This window comes from Pseudomonas sp. RA_15y_Pfl2_54, assembly GCF_963971015.1.
GTDB lineage: Bacteria > Pseudomonadota > Gammaproteobacteria > Pseudomonadales > Pseudomonadaceae > Aquipseudomonas > Aquipseudomonas baetica_A.
The window spans coordinates 1-18,403 of record NZ_CAXAPN010000038.1 but is presented as its reverse complement, the minus strand read 5'-3'; the positions used below and the strand labels follow the sequence as shown (position 1 = coordinate 18,403).

Here is an 18,403-nt window from a genome sequence, read left to right as displayed (position 1 = left end):
GGTTTGGCACGACTCATGCTCTACACTCTCGCGACGAATGTCTGTTGAGCCAATCCTTCAGGAGCCGTCAGGCATTCGAAGCACAAAAGGGCCGACGAACTGGCTCCATAAAAAAAACAATGTCGAGGAAAATTTGATGCGCATCGTTCCCCATATCCTGGGCGCAGCCATTGCTGCCGCTCTGATCAGCACGCCAGTTTTCGCCGCCGAACTCACCGGCACCCTGAAGAAAATCAAAGAGTCCGGTGTGATCACCCTGGGCCACCGCGACGCTTCTATTCCTTTTTCCTACATCGCTGATGCGTCCGGCAAACCGGTCGGCTACTCGCACGATATCCAAATGGCCATCGTCGAAGCGATCAAGAAAGACCTCGACCTTCCAGACCTGCAGGTCAAATACAACCTGGTGACCTCGCAAACCCGTATCCCGCTGGTGCAGAACGGCACCGTGGACGTCGAGTGCGGTTCCACCACCAACAACGTCGAGCGTCAGCAGCAAGTTGACTTCTCCGTCGGCATCTTCGAAATCGGCACCCGTCTGCTGTCCAAGAAAGACTCCAAGTACAAGGATTTCGACGACCTCAAAGGCAAGAACGTCGTGACCACCGCCGGCACCACGTCCGAGCGCATCCTCAAGTCGATGAATGCCGACAAGCAAATGGGCATGAACGTCATCTCCGCCAAGGACCACGGCGAGTCCTTCCAGATGCTGGAATCGGGCCGTGCCGTTGCGTTCATGATGGACGACGCGTTGCTGGCAGGTGAAGCCGCCAAGGCCAAGAAGGCGACTGACTGGGAAGTGACCGGCACTCCACAGTCGTACGAAATCTATGGCTGCATGATGCGCAAAGGCGACGAGCCGTTCAAAAAGGCTGTCGATGACGCCATCAAGGCTACCTACGCCTCGGGCGCGATCAACACCATCTACAACAAGTGGTTCATGCAGCCGATTCCACCAAAAGGCCTGAACCTGAACTTCCCGATGAGCAACGAGCTCAAGGCCCTGATCGCCAATCCGACCGACAAAGCGGCTGACGACAAGAAGTCCTGATTTCTGACTAACCTTGTCCCCTGAAGAGGCACCTGCCTCTTCAGGGGATGGTCACTCCCTGCTGGCATTTTTTGGAAACACTCGAACCGGTGTCTGTCGAGCCGATCGCGTGTGCCTGACCCTCAGGATCAGGCCGGGAACGGAGTTTCCCCAGGCGGGCACTTGTACATCGATCGAATCGAGGGGAGACCCTAATGAATTACAACTGGGACTGGGGCGTGTTCTTCAAGTCCACCGGCGTGGGCAGCGAGACCTATCTCGACTGGTTCATTTCCGGGCTGGGCTGGACCATCGCCATCGCCATCGTCGCCTGGATCATCGCCCTGCTGCTGGGCTCGATCCTGGGCGTCATGCGTACCGTGCCGAACCGCATCGTATCGGGCATCGCGACCTGCTACGTCGAGCTGTTCCGTAACGTGCCGCTGCTGGTTCAGCTGTTCATCTGGTACTTCCTGGTACCCGACCTGCTGCCGCCGGATCTGCAAGAGTGGTACAAGCAGGACCTGAACCCGACCACCTCGGCCTACCTGAGTGTTGTCGTGTGCCTTGGCCTGTTCACCGCCGCGCGGGTCTGCGAACAGGTGCGCACCGGCATCCAGGCGCTGCCTCGCGGCCAGGAATCGGCCGCCCGTGCCATGGGTTTCAAGCTGCCGCAAATCTATTGGAACGTGCTGCTGCCCCAGGCTTACCGGATCATCATTCCACCGCTCACCTCGGAGTTTTTGAACGTGTTCAAAAACTCCTCCGTGGCCTCGCTGATCGGTCTGATGGAGCTGCTCGCTCAAACCAAACAGACAGCCGAGTTCTCGGCCAACCTGTTCGAAGCCTTCACCCTGGCAACGCTGATCTATTTCACCCTGAACATGAGCCTGATGCTGCTGATGCGCGTGATCGAGAAGAAAGTTGCCGTGCCCGGCCTGATCTCCGTGGGGGGTAAATAATGGAATTCGATTTCAGTGGCATCGTCCCGGCCATTCCCGGTTTGTGGAACGGCATGGTGATGACCCTCAAACTGATGGCCATGGGCGTGGTCGGCGGGATCATTCTCGGCACCATCCTGGCGCTGATGCGTCTGTCGCATAACAAGCTGCTTTCGAGCATCGCTGGCGCGTACGTCAACTACTTCCGTTCGATCCCGCTGCTGCTGGTGATCACCTGGTTCTATCTGGCGGTGCCGTTCGTGCTGCGCTGGATTACCGGTGAAGACACCCCGATCGGTGCGTTCGCCTCCTGCATCGTGGCGTTCATGATGTTTGAAGCGGCGTACTTCTGCGAAATCGTCCGGGCGGGTGTGCAGTCGATCCCCAAAGGCCAGATGGGTGCGGCGCAGGCACTGGGCATGACCTACGGCCAGATGATGCGTCTGATCATCCTGCCGCAGGCCTTTCGCAAGATGACCCCGCTGCTGCTGCAACAGAGCATCATTCTGTTCCAGGACACCTCGCTGGTTTACACCGTGGGCCTGGTGGACTTCCTCAACGCGTCCCGCGCCAGTGGCGACATCATTGGCCGTTCCAATGAGTTCCTGATTATTGCCGGTGTCGTGTACTTCACAATCAGCTTTGCCGCCTCGCTGCTGGTCAAGCGTCTGCAAAAAAGGTTTGCCGTATGATCTCCATCAAGAACATCAACAAGTGGTATGGCGACTTCCAGGTGCTGACTGATTGCAGCACCGAGGTCAAAAAAGGCGAAGTGATCGTGGTCTGCGGCCCGTCGGGTTCCGGCAAATCGACCCTGATCAAGTGCGTCAACGCGCTGGAACCGTTCCAGAAAGGTGACATCGTCGTGGACGGCACCTCCATTGCCGATCCGAAGACCAACCTGCCGAAGCTGCGTTCACGCGTGGGTATGGTGTTCCAGCATTTCGAACTGTTCCCGCACCTGACCATCACCGAAAACCTGACCATCGCGCAGATCAAGGTGCTGGGCCGCAGCAAGGAAGAGGCGACCCAGAAAGGTCTGCAACTGCTTGAGCGCGTCGGTCTGTCGGCCCACGCCCACAAGCACCCGGGGCAACTGTCCGGTGGCCAGCAACAGCGTGTGGCGATTGCCCGTGCGCTGGCGATGGACCCGATCGTCATGCTGTTCGACGAACCCACCTCGGCGCTCGATCCGGAAATGGTCAACGAAGTACTCGACGTGATGGTGCAACTGGCCAACGAAGGCATGACCATGATGTGCGTGACCCACGAAATGGGCTTCGCTCGCAAAGTGGCCGACCGCGTGATCTTCATGGACGCCGGCAAGATCATCGAAGACTGCCCGAAGGAAGAGTTCTTCGGCGACATCAAGGCCCGCTCCGAACGTGCGCAGCATTTCCTCGAGAAAATTCTGCAGCACTAAAAGCAACACACCGCTCCCCTCTGTGGGAGCGGGCTTGCTCGCGAAGAGGCCGGCACTTTCAACATTATCGTTGACTGACCCACCGCTTTGGCGAGCAAGCCCGCTTTCACACTGGATCAATGATGATCCTGAGATTTGTGTTGTGGTTGACCCAAGGCATCTGTGATGAAATGCGACCCCACTCTCTATCGCGCCGCGCCGCCATCACTTGCCGTGAAGCCCCGTCTGATTCGTCATTTGTTCCTGCCGCCGCTGGTCATCGCCCTGATGATCGGATTGGGTTACATCGGCTTCTGGACCAGTGAACACTTCGGTATCCGCAGCCTCGGCGAGAACGGCCAGCGTCAGCTAGAACTGCACGCCCGAGCAGTCGAAAGCGAGATCAGCAAATACACCTACCTGCCCAGCCTGCTGGAACTGGAAACCAGTGTCCCGCAACTGCTGGCCGACCCGACCCCGGAACATCGGCAAACGGTCAACCAATACCTTGAGGGCCTGAACCGGCGCAGTCGCAGTCGGGCCATCTACGTCATGGACACCACTGGCCGCGTCCTGGCCACCAGCAACTGGCGCGATGTCGACAGTTACCTCGGTGAAGACCTGTCCTTTCGCGCCTACTTCCAGAAAGCCGTTCGTGGCGAACCCGGACGCTTCTACGGGATCGGCAGCACCAACGGCGAACCCGGTTATTACCTGGCCCATGGCCTGGAAGAACACGGCAAGATCATCGGCGTTGCCGTCGTCAAAGTCAGGCTCGAAGCCATGGAAGAGCGCTGGCAACGGGCGCGCCTCGAAGCGTTTGTCAGTGACGAAAACGGCATCATCATTCTCTCCAGCGATCCGGCCCGACGGCTCAAATCGGTGGTACCGCTGAGCGATGAGACCAAGGAAAAACTCGCCCGCAGCCTGCAGTACTACTGGTTTCCGCTCAACGAACTGCAACCGCTGGCCCGGGAAACCCTGGCCGAAGGCGTGGAAAAACTCACGTTCCCGGCCAACAGTGAATTACAGTCCGATGACGAAAACATCAGTTATCTGGCACAGACCCGCCCCTTAAGCGATACACCGTGGAATTTCACACTGCTCACGCCGCTTCAGGATCTGCGCCGCGAAGCGATCAATCAGGGCATTCTGGTCGCCATCGCGTTTGCCTTGGTCGCCTTCCTGCTGATCGCCTGGAACGAGCGGCGCAAGGTCATCGCCACCCGCCTCGCAGCCCGCGAAGCCTTGCAGCAAGCCAACAATCAACTGGAGCGTCGGATTACCGAACGCACCGCTGACCTGCGCGCCAGCAACGATCGCCTCAAGAGCCAGATTCGCGAACGGCGTCAGGCCGAAGAGACGTTGCGCCGGGCTCAGGATGAGCTGGTGCAGGCGGGCAAACTCGCTGCCATCGGCCAGATGTCCACCAGCATCGCCCACGAATTGAATCAGCCACTGGCGGCCATGCGCACGCTGTCGGGCAACACCGTTCGCTTCCTTGAGCGCGGTCAACTCGATGTCGCCAGTACCAATCTCAAGACCATTAATGACTTGATCGATCGCATGGGCCGGATCACCGCCAGCCTGCGTTCTTTTGCCCGGCGTGGTGACAATCAGGGCCAGGCCAGCCTCGGCAAGGCCGTGGAGGCGGCCCTGCAATTACTCGGCGCACGCCTGGATAGCTCGGCGCTGCAACTGCATCGGCAGTTCAAAGATGTGCAGGTGCAGATCGACCAGACCCGTCTCGAACAGATTCTGGTCAACCTGATCGGCAACGCCCTCGACGCCATGCAAGCGCAGCCGCTGCCCAAGCTGTGGCTGGAGGGTGACGAGTTCAACGGAAAATATCGCCTGCGGGTGCGCGACAACGGCCATGGTGTCGACGCCCAAGTACGCAAGCATCTGTTCGAACCGTTCTTCACCACCAAACCGGGCGAGCAAGGCCTGGGGCTGGGCCTGACCCTTTCTGCCAGCCTCGCGGCCGCCACCGGCGGGCATCTGGGTGTCGAACACCCGGCCAGCGGTGGCACCACCTTCGTCCTCAGTTTACCGTTGGTAAGCCCTACTCCTGCCGAGCCAATATGAACCACGACCTTAGTGTGCTGATCGTCGAAGACGACCCCCATGTCCTGCTCGGCTGCCAACAGGCGCTGACGCTGGAAGACATTCCCTGCATCGGCGTCGGCAGTGCCGAAGAAGCCCTGGAGCGGGTCGGCGACAACTTCGCCGGGATCGTCATCAGCGACATTCGTCTGCCGGGCATCGATGGCCTGGAGTTGCTGACCCGTCTCAAGCAGCGTGACCGCAGCCTGCCGGTGGTGCTGATCACCGGCCATGGCGACATCTCCATGGCCGTCGGCGCCATGCAGAAAGGCGCCTACGACTTTATGGAAAAGCCGTTCTCGCCGGAGCGGCTGGTGGACGTTGCGCGGCGTGCGCTGGAGCAACGCAGCCTCGCGCGCGAAGTCTCGTCGCTGCGTCGGCAACTGGCCGAACGCGATTCCCTTGAAGGGCGGATCATCGGGCGTTCGCCAGCCATGCAAAACCTGCGCGAGCTGATCGCCAACGTCGCCGACACTTCGGCCAACGTCCTGATCGAGGGCGAAACCGGCACCGGCAAAGAACTGGTTGCCCGTTGCCTGCACGATTTCAGTCGCCGTCACAGCAAGCAGTTCGTCGCATTGAACTGCGGCGGTCTGCCGGAAAACCTTTTTGAAAGCGAGATCTTCGGCCACGAGGCCAACGCCTTCACCGGCGCCGGCAAACGCCGCATCGGCAAGATCGAACACGCTGACGGCGGCACGTTGTTTCTCGATGAAGTGGAAAGCATGCCGCTGCCGTTGCAGATCAAACTGCTGCGCGTATTGCAGGAACGCACCCTCGAACGCCTCGGTTCGAACCAGAGCGTGGCGGTGGATTGCCGGGTGATTGCGGCAACCAAGTCCGACCTCGATGAATCGAGCAAGGCCGGCGAATTCCGCAGCGACCTGTATTACCGCCTCAACGTAGTGACCCTGGAGTTGCCGCCACTGCGCGAACGCCGCGAAGACATCCTGCAACTGTTCGAACACTTCACCCAGCAGTCAGCCCTGCGTTTCGACCGTGCCCTGCCGGAACTGGACAACCAGACCCTGTCGAACCTGATGAGCCACGACTGGCCGGGCAACGTGCGTGAACTGCGTAACGTCGCCGAACGCTTCGCCCTCGGCTTGCCGGCCTTCAAGAAGTCCGGCGCCAGCAGCGGTAGCCAGGGGCTGACATTCGCCGAAGCGGTGGAAGCCTTCGAACGCAACCTGCTCAACGACGCCTTGCTGCGCAGTGGCGGCAACCTGACCCAGGCCAGCCTGGAACTGGGAATGGCCAAGACCACGCTGTTCGACAAAGTGAAAAAGTATGGGTTGAGCCACTGATGGATCTGCTACTGAAAGCGGCACTCGGCGCTGCCGTTGTCGTGATTCTGGCGGCGCTGGCCAAGACCCGAAACTATTACATCGCCGGCCTGGTGCCGCTTTTTCCGACGTTCGCCTTGATCGCGCACTATATCGTCGGCAAGGGGCGATCAATCGATGACCTCAAGACCACGATCGTGTTCGGCATGTGGTCGATCATTCCATACTTCGTATATCTGGCGACGTTGTATGTGATGGTCGATCGAATGCGCCTGGAGGCTTCGCTGGCGGTCGCGGCGGTGGCGTGGTTGATGGCGGCGACGGTGTTGGTGACCGTTTGGGTGCGTCTTCACAGTTAAGATCAAAGCCTGTCAGCCCCTCTCCCTGCGGGAGAGGTCTTCAGTGAGGGGCTCGTAGCTCTTCAGTTGACGGTGCCACCCTTGGACTCGGCCATGATCTGCCGGATCGCCCCGACAAAGGTCTCCACCGGCTGCCCGCCCGTCACCGCGTACTGACCGTTGAACACAACGGTTGGCACCGAACTCACCCCGCGCTGCAGCCATACCTGCTCTTCTTCGCGCACCGGCCCGGCAAACTCGTCCGCCGCCAGAATCGCCTCGGCGCGTTGCCGATCCAGCCCGACGTCTTCGGCGATCTGCGCCAATTGCGCGTGATCCGACGGATTTCCGCCATCGGTGAAATACGCCTTGAACAACGCCTCCTTCAACGGCAACTGCAACCCCTCCAGCCCCGCCCAATGCAGCAAACGGTGGGCATCGAAGGTGTTGTAGATCCGGCTGTTGCCATCGGTGCGAAAGGCAAACCCCAGCTCAGCGCCACGGACACGGATGGCTTCGCGATTTTTCTGCGACTGCTCCGGGGTCGATCCGTATTTTTCCTGGATATGCTCGGCGATGTTCTGGCCTTCTGGGCTCATTTTCGGGTTCAGTTCGAACGGCTGAAAATGAATCTCGGCCTGCACTTCGTTGCGCAGGATTTCCAGCGCCTGCAACAAGCCATACAGACCGACGACGCACCATGGGCAGGACACGTCGCTGACAAAATCGATTTTCAGAGTGGAATTCATGAGCCACCTCGCGCCGCAAAACCCAGACGATACACCTGTCCGGTCTTGCGGCGACAGTGCTGGCCCCTTCGGGAGCAAGCCCCCTCCCACATTGGCAATGCGTTCCCCTTTGGGAGGGAGCTTGCTCCCGCAAGGGCCCCCGCCAAACCTCAGCTACAACAGATTCCCCGCCGCCACCGGTTCGATCTGCGCCCAATGCGACGTGTCCTCACGATGCGCCTGCAGATACGGCAACACCGCCGCCAGCAACGGCGCCTTGAACGCCTCCTGAAACCGGTGGGCCAATCCCGGAATGAGTTTCAACTGGCTGCCACGAATATGCGCCGCCAGGTGCACGCCGTGCATCACCGGCAACAACGGATCAGCCGTGCCATGCACCACCAGCGTTGGCACGCGCAGTTGATTGAGCAGCGCCACCCGGCTCGGCTCGGCCAGGATCGCCATGATCTGCCGCTTCACGCCTTCGGGATTGAACGCCCGGTCATAGGACACCGCCGCCTGATGCAACAACGCCTGCCGATCATCGGTGACCGAAGGGCTGCCCAGCGCCGCCAGCAAATCCGCCTGTTGTTCCAGTGCCACTTCACGGTTCGGTGCGCTGCGCCGTGACAACAGTTGCACCAATGCCGCACTCGGCGCCGGCAAACCTTCGGCGCCGGAGCTGGTCATGATCAGCGTCAGGCTTTCCACCCGCTGCGGCGCCATGGCGGCGATGTGCTGGGCGATCATCCCGCCCATGCTCGCGCCCAGCACATGGAATTGCTCGATGTGCAGCGCATCCATCAAACCCAGTGAATCCTCGGCCATGTCGGTCAGGCTGTAGGGCGCCGCCACCGGCAGACCGAGTTTGTAGCGCAGCACTTCAAAGGTCAGGTTGGCCTCCGCCGGTGCCTGCCGCCAGGTCGACAAGCCGACATCGCGGTTGTCATAGCGGATGACTCGAAAGCCCTGCTGACACAGCGCAACCACCACCTCATCCGGCCAATGGATCAATTGCCCACCCAGGCCCATCACCAGCAACAGCGCCGGGTCCGAGGCACGACCGATGCTCTGGTAAGCAAGGCTTACCTGCGCCAGATCAACCCGCTCGGTCGGTACATTCACGTCACAACGCGACGCCGCAGATGCCGGTAAACCGAACAAAAGCGCGGCCAACATGGCCGCGACTGATAGAAAAACCTTGTACATGAAAAACACCGAAACGCGGAACCCCAGTAGAGCGCGAGTCTGATGAAGTTTGTACAAGCGCGCTGCCACAGTTCGATGACAGTTTGATGAAGAGTGCCGAGCGGTCGTCAATGCCATAACTATCTACCGCCATGGTGCTTCGCGATCCCTTTTAAATGGCTTGCTCAAGGAGTGGAACCGCCGCTCCCATTGCGAGATATGCCGCCATGCCCGATAGCCTTTTCCCCGATCTGCCTTACCCACCACCGCTGGCGCTGCCACCCGCCGCCCCATTGCCCAGACATCTTGATGACAGCCTGTTGCTGCAGGCCACGGCCCGCTGGCGCGAAAGCAGCCAGGGTTTGCGCGAATTGGTTGCCGCGACGCCAGCACTGCGCGACTCGATCAATGAACTGTTGCGCCAACAACTGGATCTTGATGGCGAGCAAGCCGGCCTGCGCTCGACCGCCACGGATAACCAGCCAGAGCGTTTTGTCTGCCTCACCGATGCCTGTGCTTTTGTTGTGCAACACCCGACACTGGAGGCGTCGGTCGATCGGTACAGCCGGGTGACCGGCGTGCCTGTGGCTCATCCGCTGGCCACCTTGAAGCCGCTGCAAATGCTTGAACAGCTCAAAGCCATGAGCACCGAACAGGCACACCAGGCTCGTTGGTTGAGTTTTTGGGACGCGCGGGCGCGCGGCACCCCGGTGACTCGACGCGAACGGGCAATTCAGCTTTACCGTGATCACTTCGAAGCCACTGCCCAGGTGGCATTTGCCCGCAGGACCCTGACCGTAGAACAACTCAAACCGTTGCAACAGATCATCGACACCCGCACCGGGGTACTGACACTGGACGGTCAGCCTATCCATACGGAACAACTGGCACTGCTGCTGAGCAATAACAGCAAAGTCAAACTCAAAGGCGCGTGGGTCATCAGCGTGGGCGATCCGGCCAAGGCCAGCCCTTTGCTGTATCTGCCCTCCCACCCCGTTGCCATCCAGGCCTTCAGCACACGCCAAGTCATGGAAGACTGGCTGAGCGGCCAGGCGCTTGTCCCGACCGGTTTGCCGACCAAGGACCTGCGCTTTGTCTACAGCGCCGCTGCCGATCCAATGATCACGGGCTCAAGCGACCTGTTTGCCGATCGCCCACAGGCTCAAATCAGCGCGTTACGCAACGCCAACCACGGCAAGCCCGGGCTGATGGAGCATGGCGCGCACTCGCTTGTTCAGGCAGACCTGCTCGATAGCCAGCGCAGCAAAGCGATCATCGTGGCGTTGCCGCCAAACCCGGTGCCCGCACAACTCGATATCGAAACCGACGAACAATCGCTGTTCGGCAGCCTGCGCGCAGCAATCCCGTTGTCGGTGCGACAGGCGTCGCTCAAACGAGCGCGCGACGCACTCGACGCATTGCTTGAAAACGACGGCAGGGGACATCGTCAGCAAGCGTGCAAAGACGCACTCAAAGCCTTGGAAGCAGCAGAAAAAACCTGCGACACGGCCGCGACGGCCCTGCTGTATCGAGCGCGACCACAGGACCTGAGCACGTTCAATACAGCGTTCAATCAGATTCATCAGGCGCACAAGGACGGCTTGCACGCCGAGGCAACAGTGCAATTGGCACTGGGTCAACTCGATAGCGCTGAGCACAATCTGCTCAAGGCGATTCTGGACACGCCCCTCGCAGCCGAGCGCGACGCTGAGCTCACGGTTGCCAGCCTGACCCTGACAATGACTCAAACGTCTGACCCGACCACCACCAAGCAGACCGAAACACTTAAGGGCCCGCTTGTTGTGATGCGGCAAGCCGCGCTTCTCGACCCAGACTCAACAGGCAGTGTGTTGCTTTACTGGCCCGGCAGTGGAGGCGGCTTGCAACGCTTTGCCAATCGCCGCGAACTGGAACGCGAAGTGTTCAAGATCCAGGAAAAGGACCCCGAACTGGCGCTGCTGTTGAACCGGATCGACACCGATCCGCTGCACTCGAGCCTTGATGCGCAGATCAGTGAGTTCGAGTCGAACGCCAGCGCACTGCGTGGCCGCAGCGAACACGCCGACGAGCTGGAAATCCTGCGTAAACGCACCCTCGCCGCCTTGCAGGTGCCGGTCAATGCCGCGCGCAACCTGACCTTCGCTCATGTGCTGGAGCAGGATCGCAGCGACACGCTCGCCACCCGTCTGCCAGGCTGGCTCAAGCATCTGTCCGAGACAGACCGGGGCACACTCAAGGACCTGATCCAGCGCTTTATTTCGGCGATGCACCGCAGCCATAAACAACTGGCGCTGGCGCTGGAATCGCGAGACGAATTCACCCGCAAACATTTGCTGAAGCGACTGGGCGATGATTTTTCGATCAAGGGCGATTTCGAGGTGACGCTCGACCTGCCCGAGTCTGTGAAATACGAAAAACGCTTCAAGCCCGCCCCGGGACATTCCGGTTATGAACTGGTGATGGTGCCCAGTACCGCCCGCAGCAAAATGACCCTGGTGGAGTTTGCTCAGCTCAACATCGACAACACCCCGTCCATGCAACTCGAACCGCTTTCGTTGCGTTTGAATTTCGTCCAGACCGAAATCACCGCCACCGATGCCACCGAACGCCAGACGCTGGAGGACGGCATTACCTTTGCGTACCTCAAACGTGTCATTCCGGAACTGGATCTGCCCAACGCCTATGAAAAACTCATTCGCGATACCTTCACAGGGTCGGTGGATGAGTCCGCTTATGTGCGCGAACATCGCCGCGAATGCCTGATCGAGCCCTGGCAGGTCATGCTCAGACTGCAAGGTGAATTCGCCCATCTGCAGAAGCAGATCAGCCTGGACGAGTTGCAGATTCTGAAAATTGCCATCGACGCCAACACCGCTGAGGCCTGGCATGCCGATAACAAACGTGTGGTGATCCGCCCGGCCTATCTGAGCGCGGGTGGCAAGGACACGCACAACGAGGGCCCGGCCACATTGTCCGGGGTGACTTTTATTGAAGAGCAAGTCAGCGGCACGACCTTGCTGTATCTGCCCGACAGCCCCGATGAGCGATTCCTGCGCCGTTACGACAACCTGGAAGCGGCCCGCCTGGGCCTGTACACGCTGTGTCAGACAGACAAGTGGACCTCTTATCTGGCCGGCCGGGCATTGCAAGGCACCGTGCGGGCACATGAAGGCCGGATTGCGCAGGCCGTGCTCAAGCGTTTTGACGCCATCATCGGCGTCGGCGTGCGCTGGCCGGCCACGACTTCGTTTGCCGCCCACCTGCTCGATGCGCACATGGGCCGATTGATCGAAGCCCATCGTTCGACCTCTCGCTCCAACGATGCGTTGTACATGGAGCGTTATGCCCTGAAAGGGCCGCGAGCATTCAACTACATCAAAATGGCCCTGGGCATGCTGCCTTTCATCGGCACCGCCCTGGCGCTCTACGATGCCTGGACGGCGGCTAATCAGGCCGTGGCGGCTTTTTTGCGCGCAGACGTGGGTGACGGCCTGGCCGAAATCGAGTCGGTACTGGTGTCATTGATTGACGCTGCCATGGATCTGTTGCCCGGTGAAATGGTGTTTTCGGGAGTCTCGCGCGGGGTTCGCTCATTGGTGCGGGCACGCCAGGCCCGAGCACTGGCGACCTCGGCGACGGCGATGCACATGCCTTCGCAGCGCCAGGCCCGCCACTTGATCGCCCGTTTTGCCGGCTACGAGTATCAACGTCCGATTTCCCTGGCCGGGCTGGAGCCGGGGACCAGCGGCCTTTATCGCGGCGTTTACCGCCACGCCGACGGTGACTTCATCGTGCGTCAGGGGCGGATTTATGAAGTTCAGCCCAGCACCGATTCACGCAATTGGCGATTGCGTGGCAACTCGCAAAAAACCTACAAACAGCCCATCGCCCTGGACGAAACCGGCCAGTGGGATACCTGGTTCGGCGTGTATGGCACCACCCTGGAAGGCGGCATGCTCGGCGGCGGCAACATCGTCGGATATCTGGCCGATGCACTTGATCCGCACTGGCCGGCCCCCATTCGACAACGACTGCCGCAATGGTGGGCCAGCCGTACATTTCGCCGACACCATCAATTGACGCAGGCGGTTGACGACCTCGCCGACCAACTCCAGGCCCGGGGAGAGATAAGCGATGCCTTGATCAATAAATACGCTAGCGCCTCGCTGGCGGATCGAGCGGTCCTGCAACCGGCTGTCGAAGCCGCCTGTGTCGGCGATATCCAGTTGGCGAGCAAACGCTATCAGACACTGGTTGACCTGATGCCACTGACCCATGGCAACAAGAAACGAACCCTGATCGAAATGCAGAGCAAGACCGCATGGTTGATCACTGACCGGCACAGGCGCCGCGCGTTGCACCTTTCACACAGAGCCAAAGCCTTGTCAGAAAGAATCAAAGTGCTGAGTGATGCGATGGACGATCTACTGCCCGATACGCTCCACCAGCGGTTGATGATGCTGGAAGAAACCCGCACGTTGCGTGTACAGATGGTGCAATGGCTGGAGCAGATGGAGGCACTCAGGGGGCAAGTCAACCTCTGGTATGACCGCATCCGCGTCAGAGCGGACAAACAAAACATGACGCACTTGGTCGAGGAGCTCAATACCAACCACAGCGATACCAACCTGCTGTATCTGAAAACCGCCCATCGACTGGAAATGGTCAAGAACTATGGCAGCACGGATGATTTGTCGTGGTTCTACCTGTTGGCCCAGGCACGCGAACTTCGCGACGATGTTGACCTGGCTTTGTACACGCAGCACAACCTGCCTAACGTCATTGCGTCACAGGCCGAACGCAACCAGATTCTGCAAAATTGCCTCAACCTGTATTCCCGGTTTCGTCTCGAGATGACGATCTGGACCACCAACTATCCGCAACACTTCCACCTGGATGTGGTTGAACCGCTGCTGAGCGGAATCGAGCGTTTGGGCGACCGTGCCCGCCGGGGCATCATTGATCCCCCTGCACCAAGGCGCACAGGGCAGGTAGTGCAGCGGGTCTTCACCACCGCCGACAATCAGGTGCTTTATGGCGTTGAGCAATGGCATCCGGTGACCCAGGCACGCCAGTACGTGTTCACCGGGCGCGGGGGATACAAGGAAATCTGGGAACAAGGCGCCGACGGCAGAATCCGTCTGACGAACCCGCAAAACATTGCGCCCCCCACACCGCCACAGGTGGCGCTCGCCGTCCTTGTAAGCGATGCGCAACGGCGTCTGGACGCCCAGGCAGCCTACCGGGCCACGGTTGAAAGCAATGCCGATCTGGGCATGCTTCCCGTCGACCTGGAACACATGATGGTCAGTCAGGCCGGCGAGTTGAATCAACGCGCCAACCTGATTCAGGCCAGGTCGGCACAGCTCCCGATCATTGAGCAACTGCGCAACAAGGCCGACGAATTGATTGTCACCGGCCGATCCATACGCACCCAGCGATCATTGACCAGCCAGCAGCCTACCGATGGCATGTTGCAGGATCTTATCGATCACGACGTCGTGGAGATCCGCAGGGTCAGCCCCCTGCAGAACCTCACCAAAACCCCGAACAAACCAGATCATATGCAGGAGTACGAGATCTGGGACATATCGCTGGACCCAGCACAATTGCTTTGGTACGCCCACTTTCACTATCGAAGGCCGGGCGTGCCGTTCAGGGATTTCGAAAAAGCGCATTTGAAACTGCCCGAACACCGCTTTGTCACCCGCGCCGAAAACCCCGACCTGCCTGCCGGGCAGATTGGCAGGGGATCGGCCATCCTCGATTACTTTTTGATGCTGCCAGACGTTAACTGACGCGGTGGCAAGGGACGCCTGTGGCGAGAGATCGACTCTCTCGCCACGCAGGCTTTCGATCACCCCCAGCGCTTACGCCAGCCGGGTGCGCAACTGCCGCGCCGCCGCCACCATGTTCACCAGTGCCGCTTCGGTCTCCGGCCACGCCCGGGTCTTCAAGCCGCAGTCGGGGTTGACCCACAACCGTTCGGCCGGAATCCGCTGCACCGCTTTGCTCATCAACTTGACCATCTCGGCGGTGTCCGGCACCCGTGGCGAGTGGATGTCGTAGACACCCGGGCCAATGTCATTGGGGTAATCAAACGCCTCGAAGGCTTCGAGCAGTTCCATGTCCGAGCGCGAGGTCTCGAGGGTGATGACGTCGGCGTCCATGTCGGCAATCGCTTTGATCACGTCATTGAATTCGCTGTAACACATGTGGGTGTGGATCTGCGTTTCGTCCTTGACGCCCGAAGCCGTCAAGCGGAACGCCTCAACCGCCCAGTCGAGGTATTCCTGCCATTGCGCGCGGCGTAACGGCAGGCCTTCGCGGAACGCCGCTTCGTCGATCTGCACGATCTTGATCCCGGCGTTTTCCAGATCCACCACTTCATCACGCAGCGCCAACGCCAATTGCTGCGCCTGGACTTTGCGCGACACGTCTTCACGCGGGAACGACCACATCAGCATGGTCACGGGACCGGTCAGCATGCCTTTCATGACTTTGTCGGTGAGGCTTTGCGCGTAGCTGATCCAGTCCACCGTCATGGCGTGCGGCCGGCTCAGGTCGCCGTAAATCACTGCCGGTTTCACACAGCGCGAACCGTAGCTCTGCACCCAGCCGAAACGGGTGAACAGGTAACCGTCGAGCTGCTCGGCAAAGTACTCGACCATGTCGTTGCGCTCGGCCTCACCGTGCACCAGCACATCCAGCCCCAGGCGTTCCTGCACCTGCACGGCGTGGCGAATTTCACTGCGCATGGCGTCGTGGTAATCGTTGGCCGACAGCTTGCCCTGCTTGAAGGCCTGACGCGCCAGACGGATCGAAGCGGTCTGCGGGAACGAGCCGATGGTGGTGGTCGGGAACGTCGGCAATTGCAGGCGCGCCTGTTGTTTGGCGATGCGTTTGGCAAACGGCGAATGGCGCTGGCTGTCGCTGGCATTGATCGCGTTGATCCGCGCCTGCACCTGGGTTTTATGAATGCGCGGTGATTGCGCACGGCTTGCCTGAATCGCTCGGCTTTGGGCCAGTGCGGTTTGTACCTTGGGCGCTTGCGGGTCGTTCAACGCATCGCGCAGCACGGAGATTTCGCTGCACTTCTGCACGGCAAATGCCAGCCAGCTCTTGAGTTCCGGATCGAGCTTGTCTTCACGCTCGACATCCACCGGGCTGTGCAGCAACGAGCAGGAACTGCTGACCCACAGGTTGTCACCGAAACGCTCCTGCGCCGGTTGCAATTGCGCCAGCGCCTGCTCCAGTTCACAGCGCCAGACGTTGCGCCCATTGACCAGGCCCACCGAAAGAATCTTGTAGGTCGGCAGGCGATCCAGCACTTGACCGAGTTGCTCCGGCGCACGCACCGCATCAATGTGCAGCCCTTGTACCGGCAGGCCGACAGCCAGACCAAGGTTGTCTTGCAGGCCACTGAAGTAGGTCGCCACGAGTTTTTTCAACGGCGAATACTGAAGGATGTGATAGGCGCGCTCAAAGGCGCTCTTCCACGCTTGCGGCAGGTCGAGGGTGAGGATCGGCTCGTCGATCTGCACCCATTCCACGCCTTGCTCGGCCAGGCGCACGAGGATCTGGTTGTAGACCGGCAGCAGACGCTCCAGCAAGTCGAGTTTGTCGAAATCGTTACCTTTGGCCTTGCCCAGCCACAGATACGTCAACGGGCCGATGATCACCGGTTTGACGTTGTGGCCCAACGCCTTGGCCTCTTCGACTTCATCGAACAACTGCTCCCAGCTCAGCTTGAACTGTTGATCAGCGCTGAATTCCGGGACGAGGTAGTGGTAATTGGTGTCGAACCACTTGGTCAGCTCTTGGGCATATCGGGTTTGGCCGTGTTCGCTACCGCAGCAGTTCGAGGTAGCGCCACGGGCCATGGCGAACAGGGTGTCGAGGCTCGGCTGGCCGTGCTCATCGCGCACGCCGTCGAAACGCTCGGGGATCACGCCGAAGGTCAGCGAGTGAGTCAGCACCTGGTCGTACCAGGCAAAATCGCCGACCGGCAGCAAGTCGATGCCGGCCGCTTTCTGCAATTGCCAGTGAGTGGCACGCAAATCACGGCCAACCTGGTTCAGCGCGGCCTGATCGAGATCGCCTTTCCAGTAGGCTTCGAGGGCTTTTTTCAGTTCGCGGTCGGCGCCAATGCGCGGAAAACCAAGGGTGTGGGCCACGGCCATGTCGAAGGTGCTCCATGAGTAAAAGATGGCGCCATTGTCGACAGCCAGGCCAACATGAGACAAACTCAACCTTTTCGTGTTGATCACAAGTTTTGTTCATGGAGCCAGCCGGTGCTTGAAATCCGTCACCTCAAAACCCTGCACGCATTGCGCGAGGCGGACAGCCTGGTCGATGCCGCCGACCGTTTGCACCTGACCCAATCGGCGCTGTCCCACCAGTTCAAGGAGCTGGAAGAGCGCATGGGCATGCAATTGTTCGTGCGCAAGACCAAACCGGTGCGTTTCACCAGCGCCGGTCTGCGCCTGCTGCAACTGGCCGACGCGACCCTGCCGCTGCTGCGCGGCGCCGAACGCGACATCGCCCGACTGGCCGGCGGCACCGCCGGGCGCCTGCACATGGCCATCGAATGCCATAGCTGCTTTCAGTGGCTGATGCCGACCATCGACCAGTTCCGCGACGCCTGGCCGGAAGTCGAACTCGACCTCGCCTCGGGCTTCTCCTTCGCCCCGCTGCCGGCCCTGGCCCGGGGTGATCTGGATCTGGTAGTGACCTCTGATCCACTGGACATCGCCGGCATCACCTACGTGCCGCTGTTCACCTACGAAGCCATGCTCGCGGTGGCCAATCAGCACCCGTTGGCGAACAAACCCTACATCGTCCCCGAAGACCTGCTGACCGAAACGCTGATTACCTACCCGGTGGAACGCGACCGCCTGGACATTTTCACCCGTTTCCTTGAACCGGCCGACATCGAACCGGCGCAGGTACGCACCTCGGAACTGACGGTGATGATGATGCAACTGGTCGCCAGCGGCCGTGGCGTCTGCGGCATGCCGCACTGGGCGCTGCATGAATACAGCTCACGCGGTTACGTGAAGGGCAAACGGCTGGGGGAGAAAGGCTTGTTTGCCACGCTGTACGCCGGGATTCGCGCCGATATGCTCGATGCGCCGTACATGCGCGATTTTCTGCTGACGGCCAAGGACACCTCGTTCTCGACGCTGGATGGTGTTAGCGCGGTGCGTTGAATCACCCAACACCAAAAGGAAACCAGTCGGTACTACTTGCTGGTTTCGGCGTTTTTCAAGGTTGTTGTCGCGTCGCCGTCTAACTATGCCGCTCTTTTCTTGGTCTGCTGCTGCCGATCCGGGTTCAACATCACAGTGCCCATCGGCTCCCAGTTTCTTGTCTGGCCAGACC

Annotated in this window: 12 protein-coding genes; 9 read left to right on the top strand and 3 right to left on the bottom strand. The window is 60.1% G+C overall.

Annotated elements, in window-relative coordinates; genetic code table 11:
• Positions 1-136: 136 nt before the first annotated feature.
• From AACY50_RS24145 to AACY50_RS24115, 7 genes are all read left to right on the top strand, one after another.
• A complete protein-coding gene (locus AACY50_RS24145; RefSeq protein ID WP_339539265.1) occupies positions 137-1,051 on the top strand; it encodes a glutamate/aspartate ABC transporter substrate-binding protein in 915 nt (304 codons plus the stop codon).
• A gap of 194 nt (positions 1,052-1,245) precedes the next feature.
• Complete coding sequence (locus tag AACY50_RS24140; protein WP_221732107.1) at positions 1,246-1,992, top strand: amino acid ABC transporter permease; 747 nt, start codon at positions 1,246-1,248, stop codon at positions 1,990-1,992.
• Complete coding sequence (locus AACY50_RS24135; protein WP_339433513.1) at positions 1,992-2,663, top strand: amino acid ABC transporter permease; 672 nt, start codon at positions 1,992-1,994, stop codon at positions 2,661-2,663. The genes AACY50_RS24140 and AACY50_RS24135 overlap by 1 nt, the downstream gene beginning before the upstream one ends.
• Positions 2,660-3,394 carry an amino acid ABC transporter ATP-binding protein gene (locus AACY50_RS24130; protein ID WP_339433514.1) on the top strand — a complete coding sequence of 245 codons (735 nt, stop codon included), beginning with the start codon at positions 2,660-2,662 and terminating at the stop codon, positions 3,392-3,394. Before AACY50_RS24135 ends, AACY50_RS24130 begins: the two co-directional genes overlap by 4 nt.
• 165 nt (positions 3,395-3,559) lie before the next feature.
• Complete coding sequence (locus tag AACY50_RS24125) at positions 3,560-5,461, top strand: sensor histidine kinase (protein WP_339466330.1); 1,902 nt, start codon at positions 3,560-3,562, stop codon at positions 5,459-5,461.
• Positions 5,458-6,786: a sigma-54-dependent transcriptional regulator gene (locus tag AACY50_RS24120; protein ID WP_339433516.1), complete on the top strand. Its 1,329-nt coding sequence runs from the start codon at positions 5,458-5,460 to the stop codon at positions 6,784-6,786. Before AACY50_RS24125 ends, AACY50_RS24120 begins: the two co-directional genes overlap by 4 nt.
• A complete protein-coding gene (locus AACY50_RS24115) occupies positions 6,786-7,124 on the top strand; it encodes a GlpM family protein (protein WP_339433517.1) in 339 nt (112 codons plus the stop codon). The genes AACY50_RS24120 and AACY50_RS24115 overlap by 1 nt, the downstream gene beginning before the upstream one ends.
• Positions 7,125-7,186: 62 nt before the next feature.
• Here AACY50_RS24115 and AACY50_RS24110 read toward each other — a convergent pair whose 3' ends face one another.
• A complete protein-coding gene (locus tag AACY50_RS24110) occupies positions 7,187-7,852 on the bottom strand; it encodes a DsbA family oxidoreductase (protein WP_339539264.1) in 666 nt (221 codons plus the stop codon).
• A 153-nt stretch (positions 7,853-8,005) separates the two neighbouring features.
• Positions 8,006-9,040: an alpha/beta fold hydrolase gene (locus tag AACY50_RS24105; protein WP_339433519.1), complete on the bottom strand. Its 1,035-nt coding sequence runs from the start codon at positions 9,038-9,040 to the stop codon at positions 8,006-8,008.
• Positions 9,041-9,246: 206 nt separating this feature from the next.
• Here AACY50_RS24105 and AACY50_RS24100 point away from each other — a divergent pair, with 206 nt between their 5' ends.
• The gene (locus tag AACY50_RS24100; protein WP_339539263.1) at positions 9,247-14,817 is read left to right on the top strand and encodes a dermonecrotic toxin domain-containing protein; all 5,571 of its coding nucleotides are present in this window, start codon (positions 9,247-9,249) and stop codon (positions 14,815-14,817) included.
• A gap of 72 nt (positions 14,818-14,889) precedes the next feature.
• On the opposite strand, the gene metE is transcribed toward AACY50_RS24100, so the two are convergent.
• Positions 14,890-17,202: a 5-methyltetrahydropteroyltriglutamate--homocysteine S-methyltransferase gene (gene metE / locus AACY50_RS24095; protein ID WP_339539262.1), complete on the bottom strand. Its 2,313-nt coding sequence runs from the start codon at positions 17,200-17,202 to the stop codon at positions 14,890-14,892.
• 111 nt (positions 17,203-17,313) lie between these two features.
• Here metE and metR point away from each other — a divergent pair, with 111 nt between their 5' ends.
• Positions 17,314-18,231 carry a transcriptional regulator MetR gene (gene metR / locus AACY50_RS24090; RefSeq protein WP_339433523.1) on the top strand — a complete coding sequence of 306 codons (918 nt, stop codon included), beginning with the start codon at positions 17,314-17,316 and terminating at the stop codon, positions 18,229-18,231.
• Positions 18,232-18,403: the final 172 nt, after the last annotated feature.

Excerpts from the sequence above, each read along its gene's own strand:
- AACY50_RS24145 (WP_339539265.1), top strand. The coding sequence starts at position 137 with ATGCGCATCGTTCCCCATATCCTGGGCGCAGCCATTGCTGCCGCTCTG.
- AACY50_RS24140 (WP_221732107.1), top strand. The coding sequence starts at position 1,246 with ATGAATTACAACTGGGACTGGGGCGTGTTCTTCAAGTCCACCGGCGTG.
- AACY50_RS24135 (WP_339433513.1), top strand. The coding sequence starts at position 1,992 with ATGGAATTCGATTTCAGTGGCATCGTCCCGGCCATTCCCGGTTTGTGG.
- AACY50_RS24130 (WP_339433514.1), top strand. The coding sequence starts at position 2,660 with ATGATCTCCATCAAGAACATCAACAAGTGGTATGGCGACTTCCAGGTG.
- AACY50_RS24125 (WP_339466330.1), top strand. The coding sequence starts at position 3,560 with ATGAAATGCGACCCCACTCTCTATCGCGCCGCGCCGCCATCACTTGCC.
- AACY50_RS24120 (WP_339433516.1), top strand. The coding sequence starts at position 5,458 with ATGAACCACGACCTTAGTGTGCTGATCGTCGAAGACGACCCCCATGTC.
- AACY50_RS24115 (WP_339433517.1), top strand. The coding sequence starts at position 6,786 with ATGGATCTGCTACTGAAAGCGGCACTCGGCGCTGCCGTTGTCGTGATT.
- AACY50_RS24110 (WP_339539264.1), bottom strand. The coding sequence starts at position 7,852 with ATGAATTCCACTCTGAAAATCGATTTTGTCAGCGACGTGTCCTGCCCA.
- AACY50_RS24105 (WP_339433519.1), bottom strand. The coding sequence starts at position 9,040 with ATGTACAAGGTTTTTCTATCAGTCGCGGCCATGTTGGCCGCGCTTTTG.
- AACY50_RS24100 (WP_339539263.1), top strand. The coding sequence starts at position 9,247 with ATGCCCGATAGCCTTTTCCCCGATCTGCCTTACCCACCACCGCTGGCG.
- metE (WP_339539262.1), bottom strand. The coding sequence starts at position 17,202 with ATGGCCGTGGCCCACACCCTTGGTTTTCCGCGCATTGGCGCCGACCGC.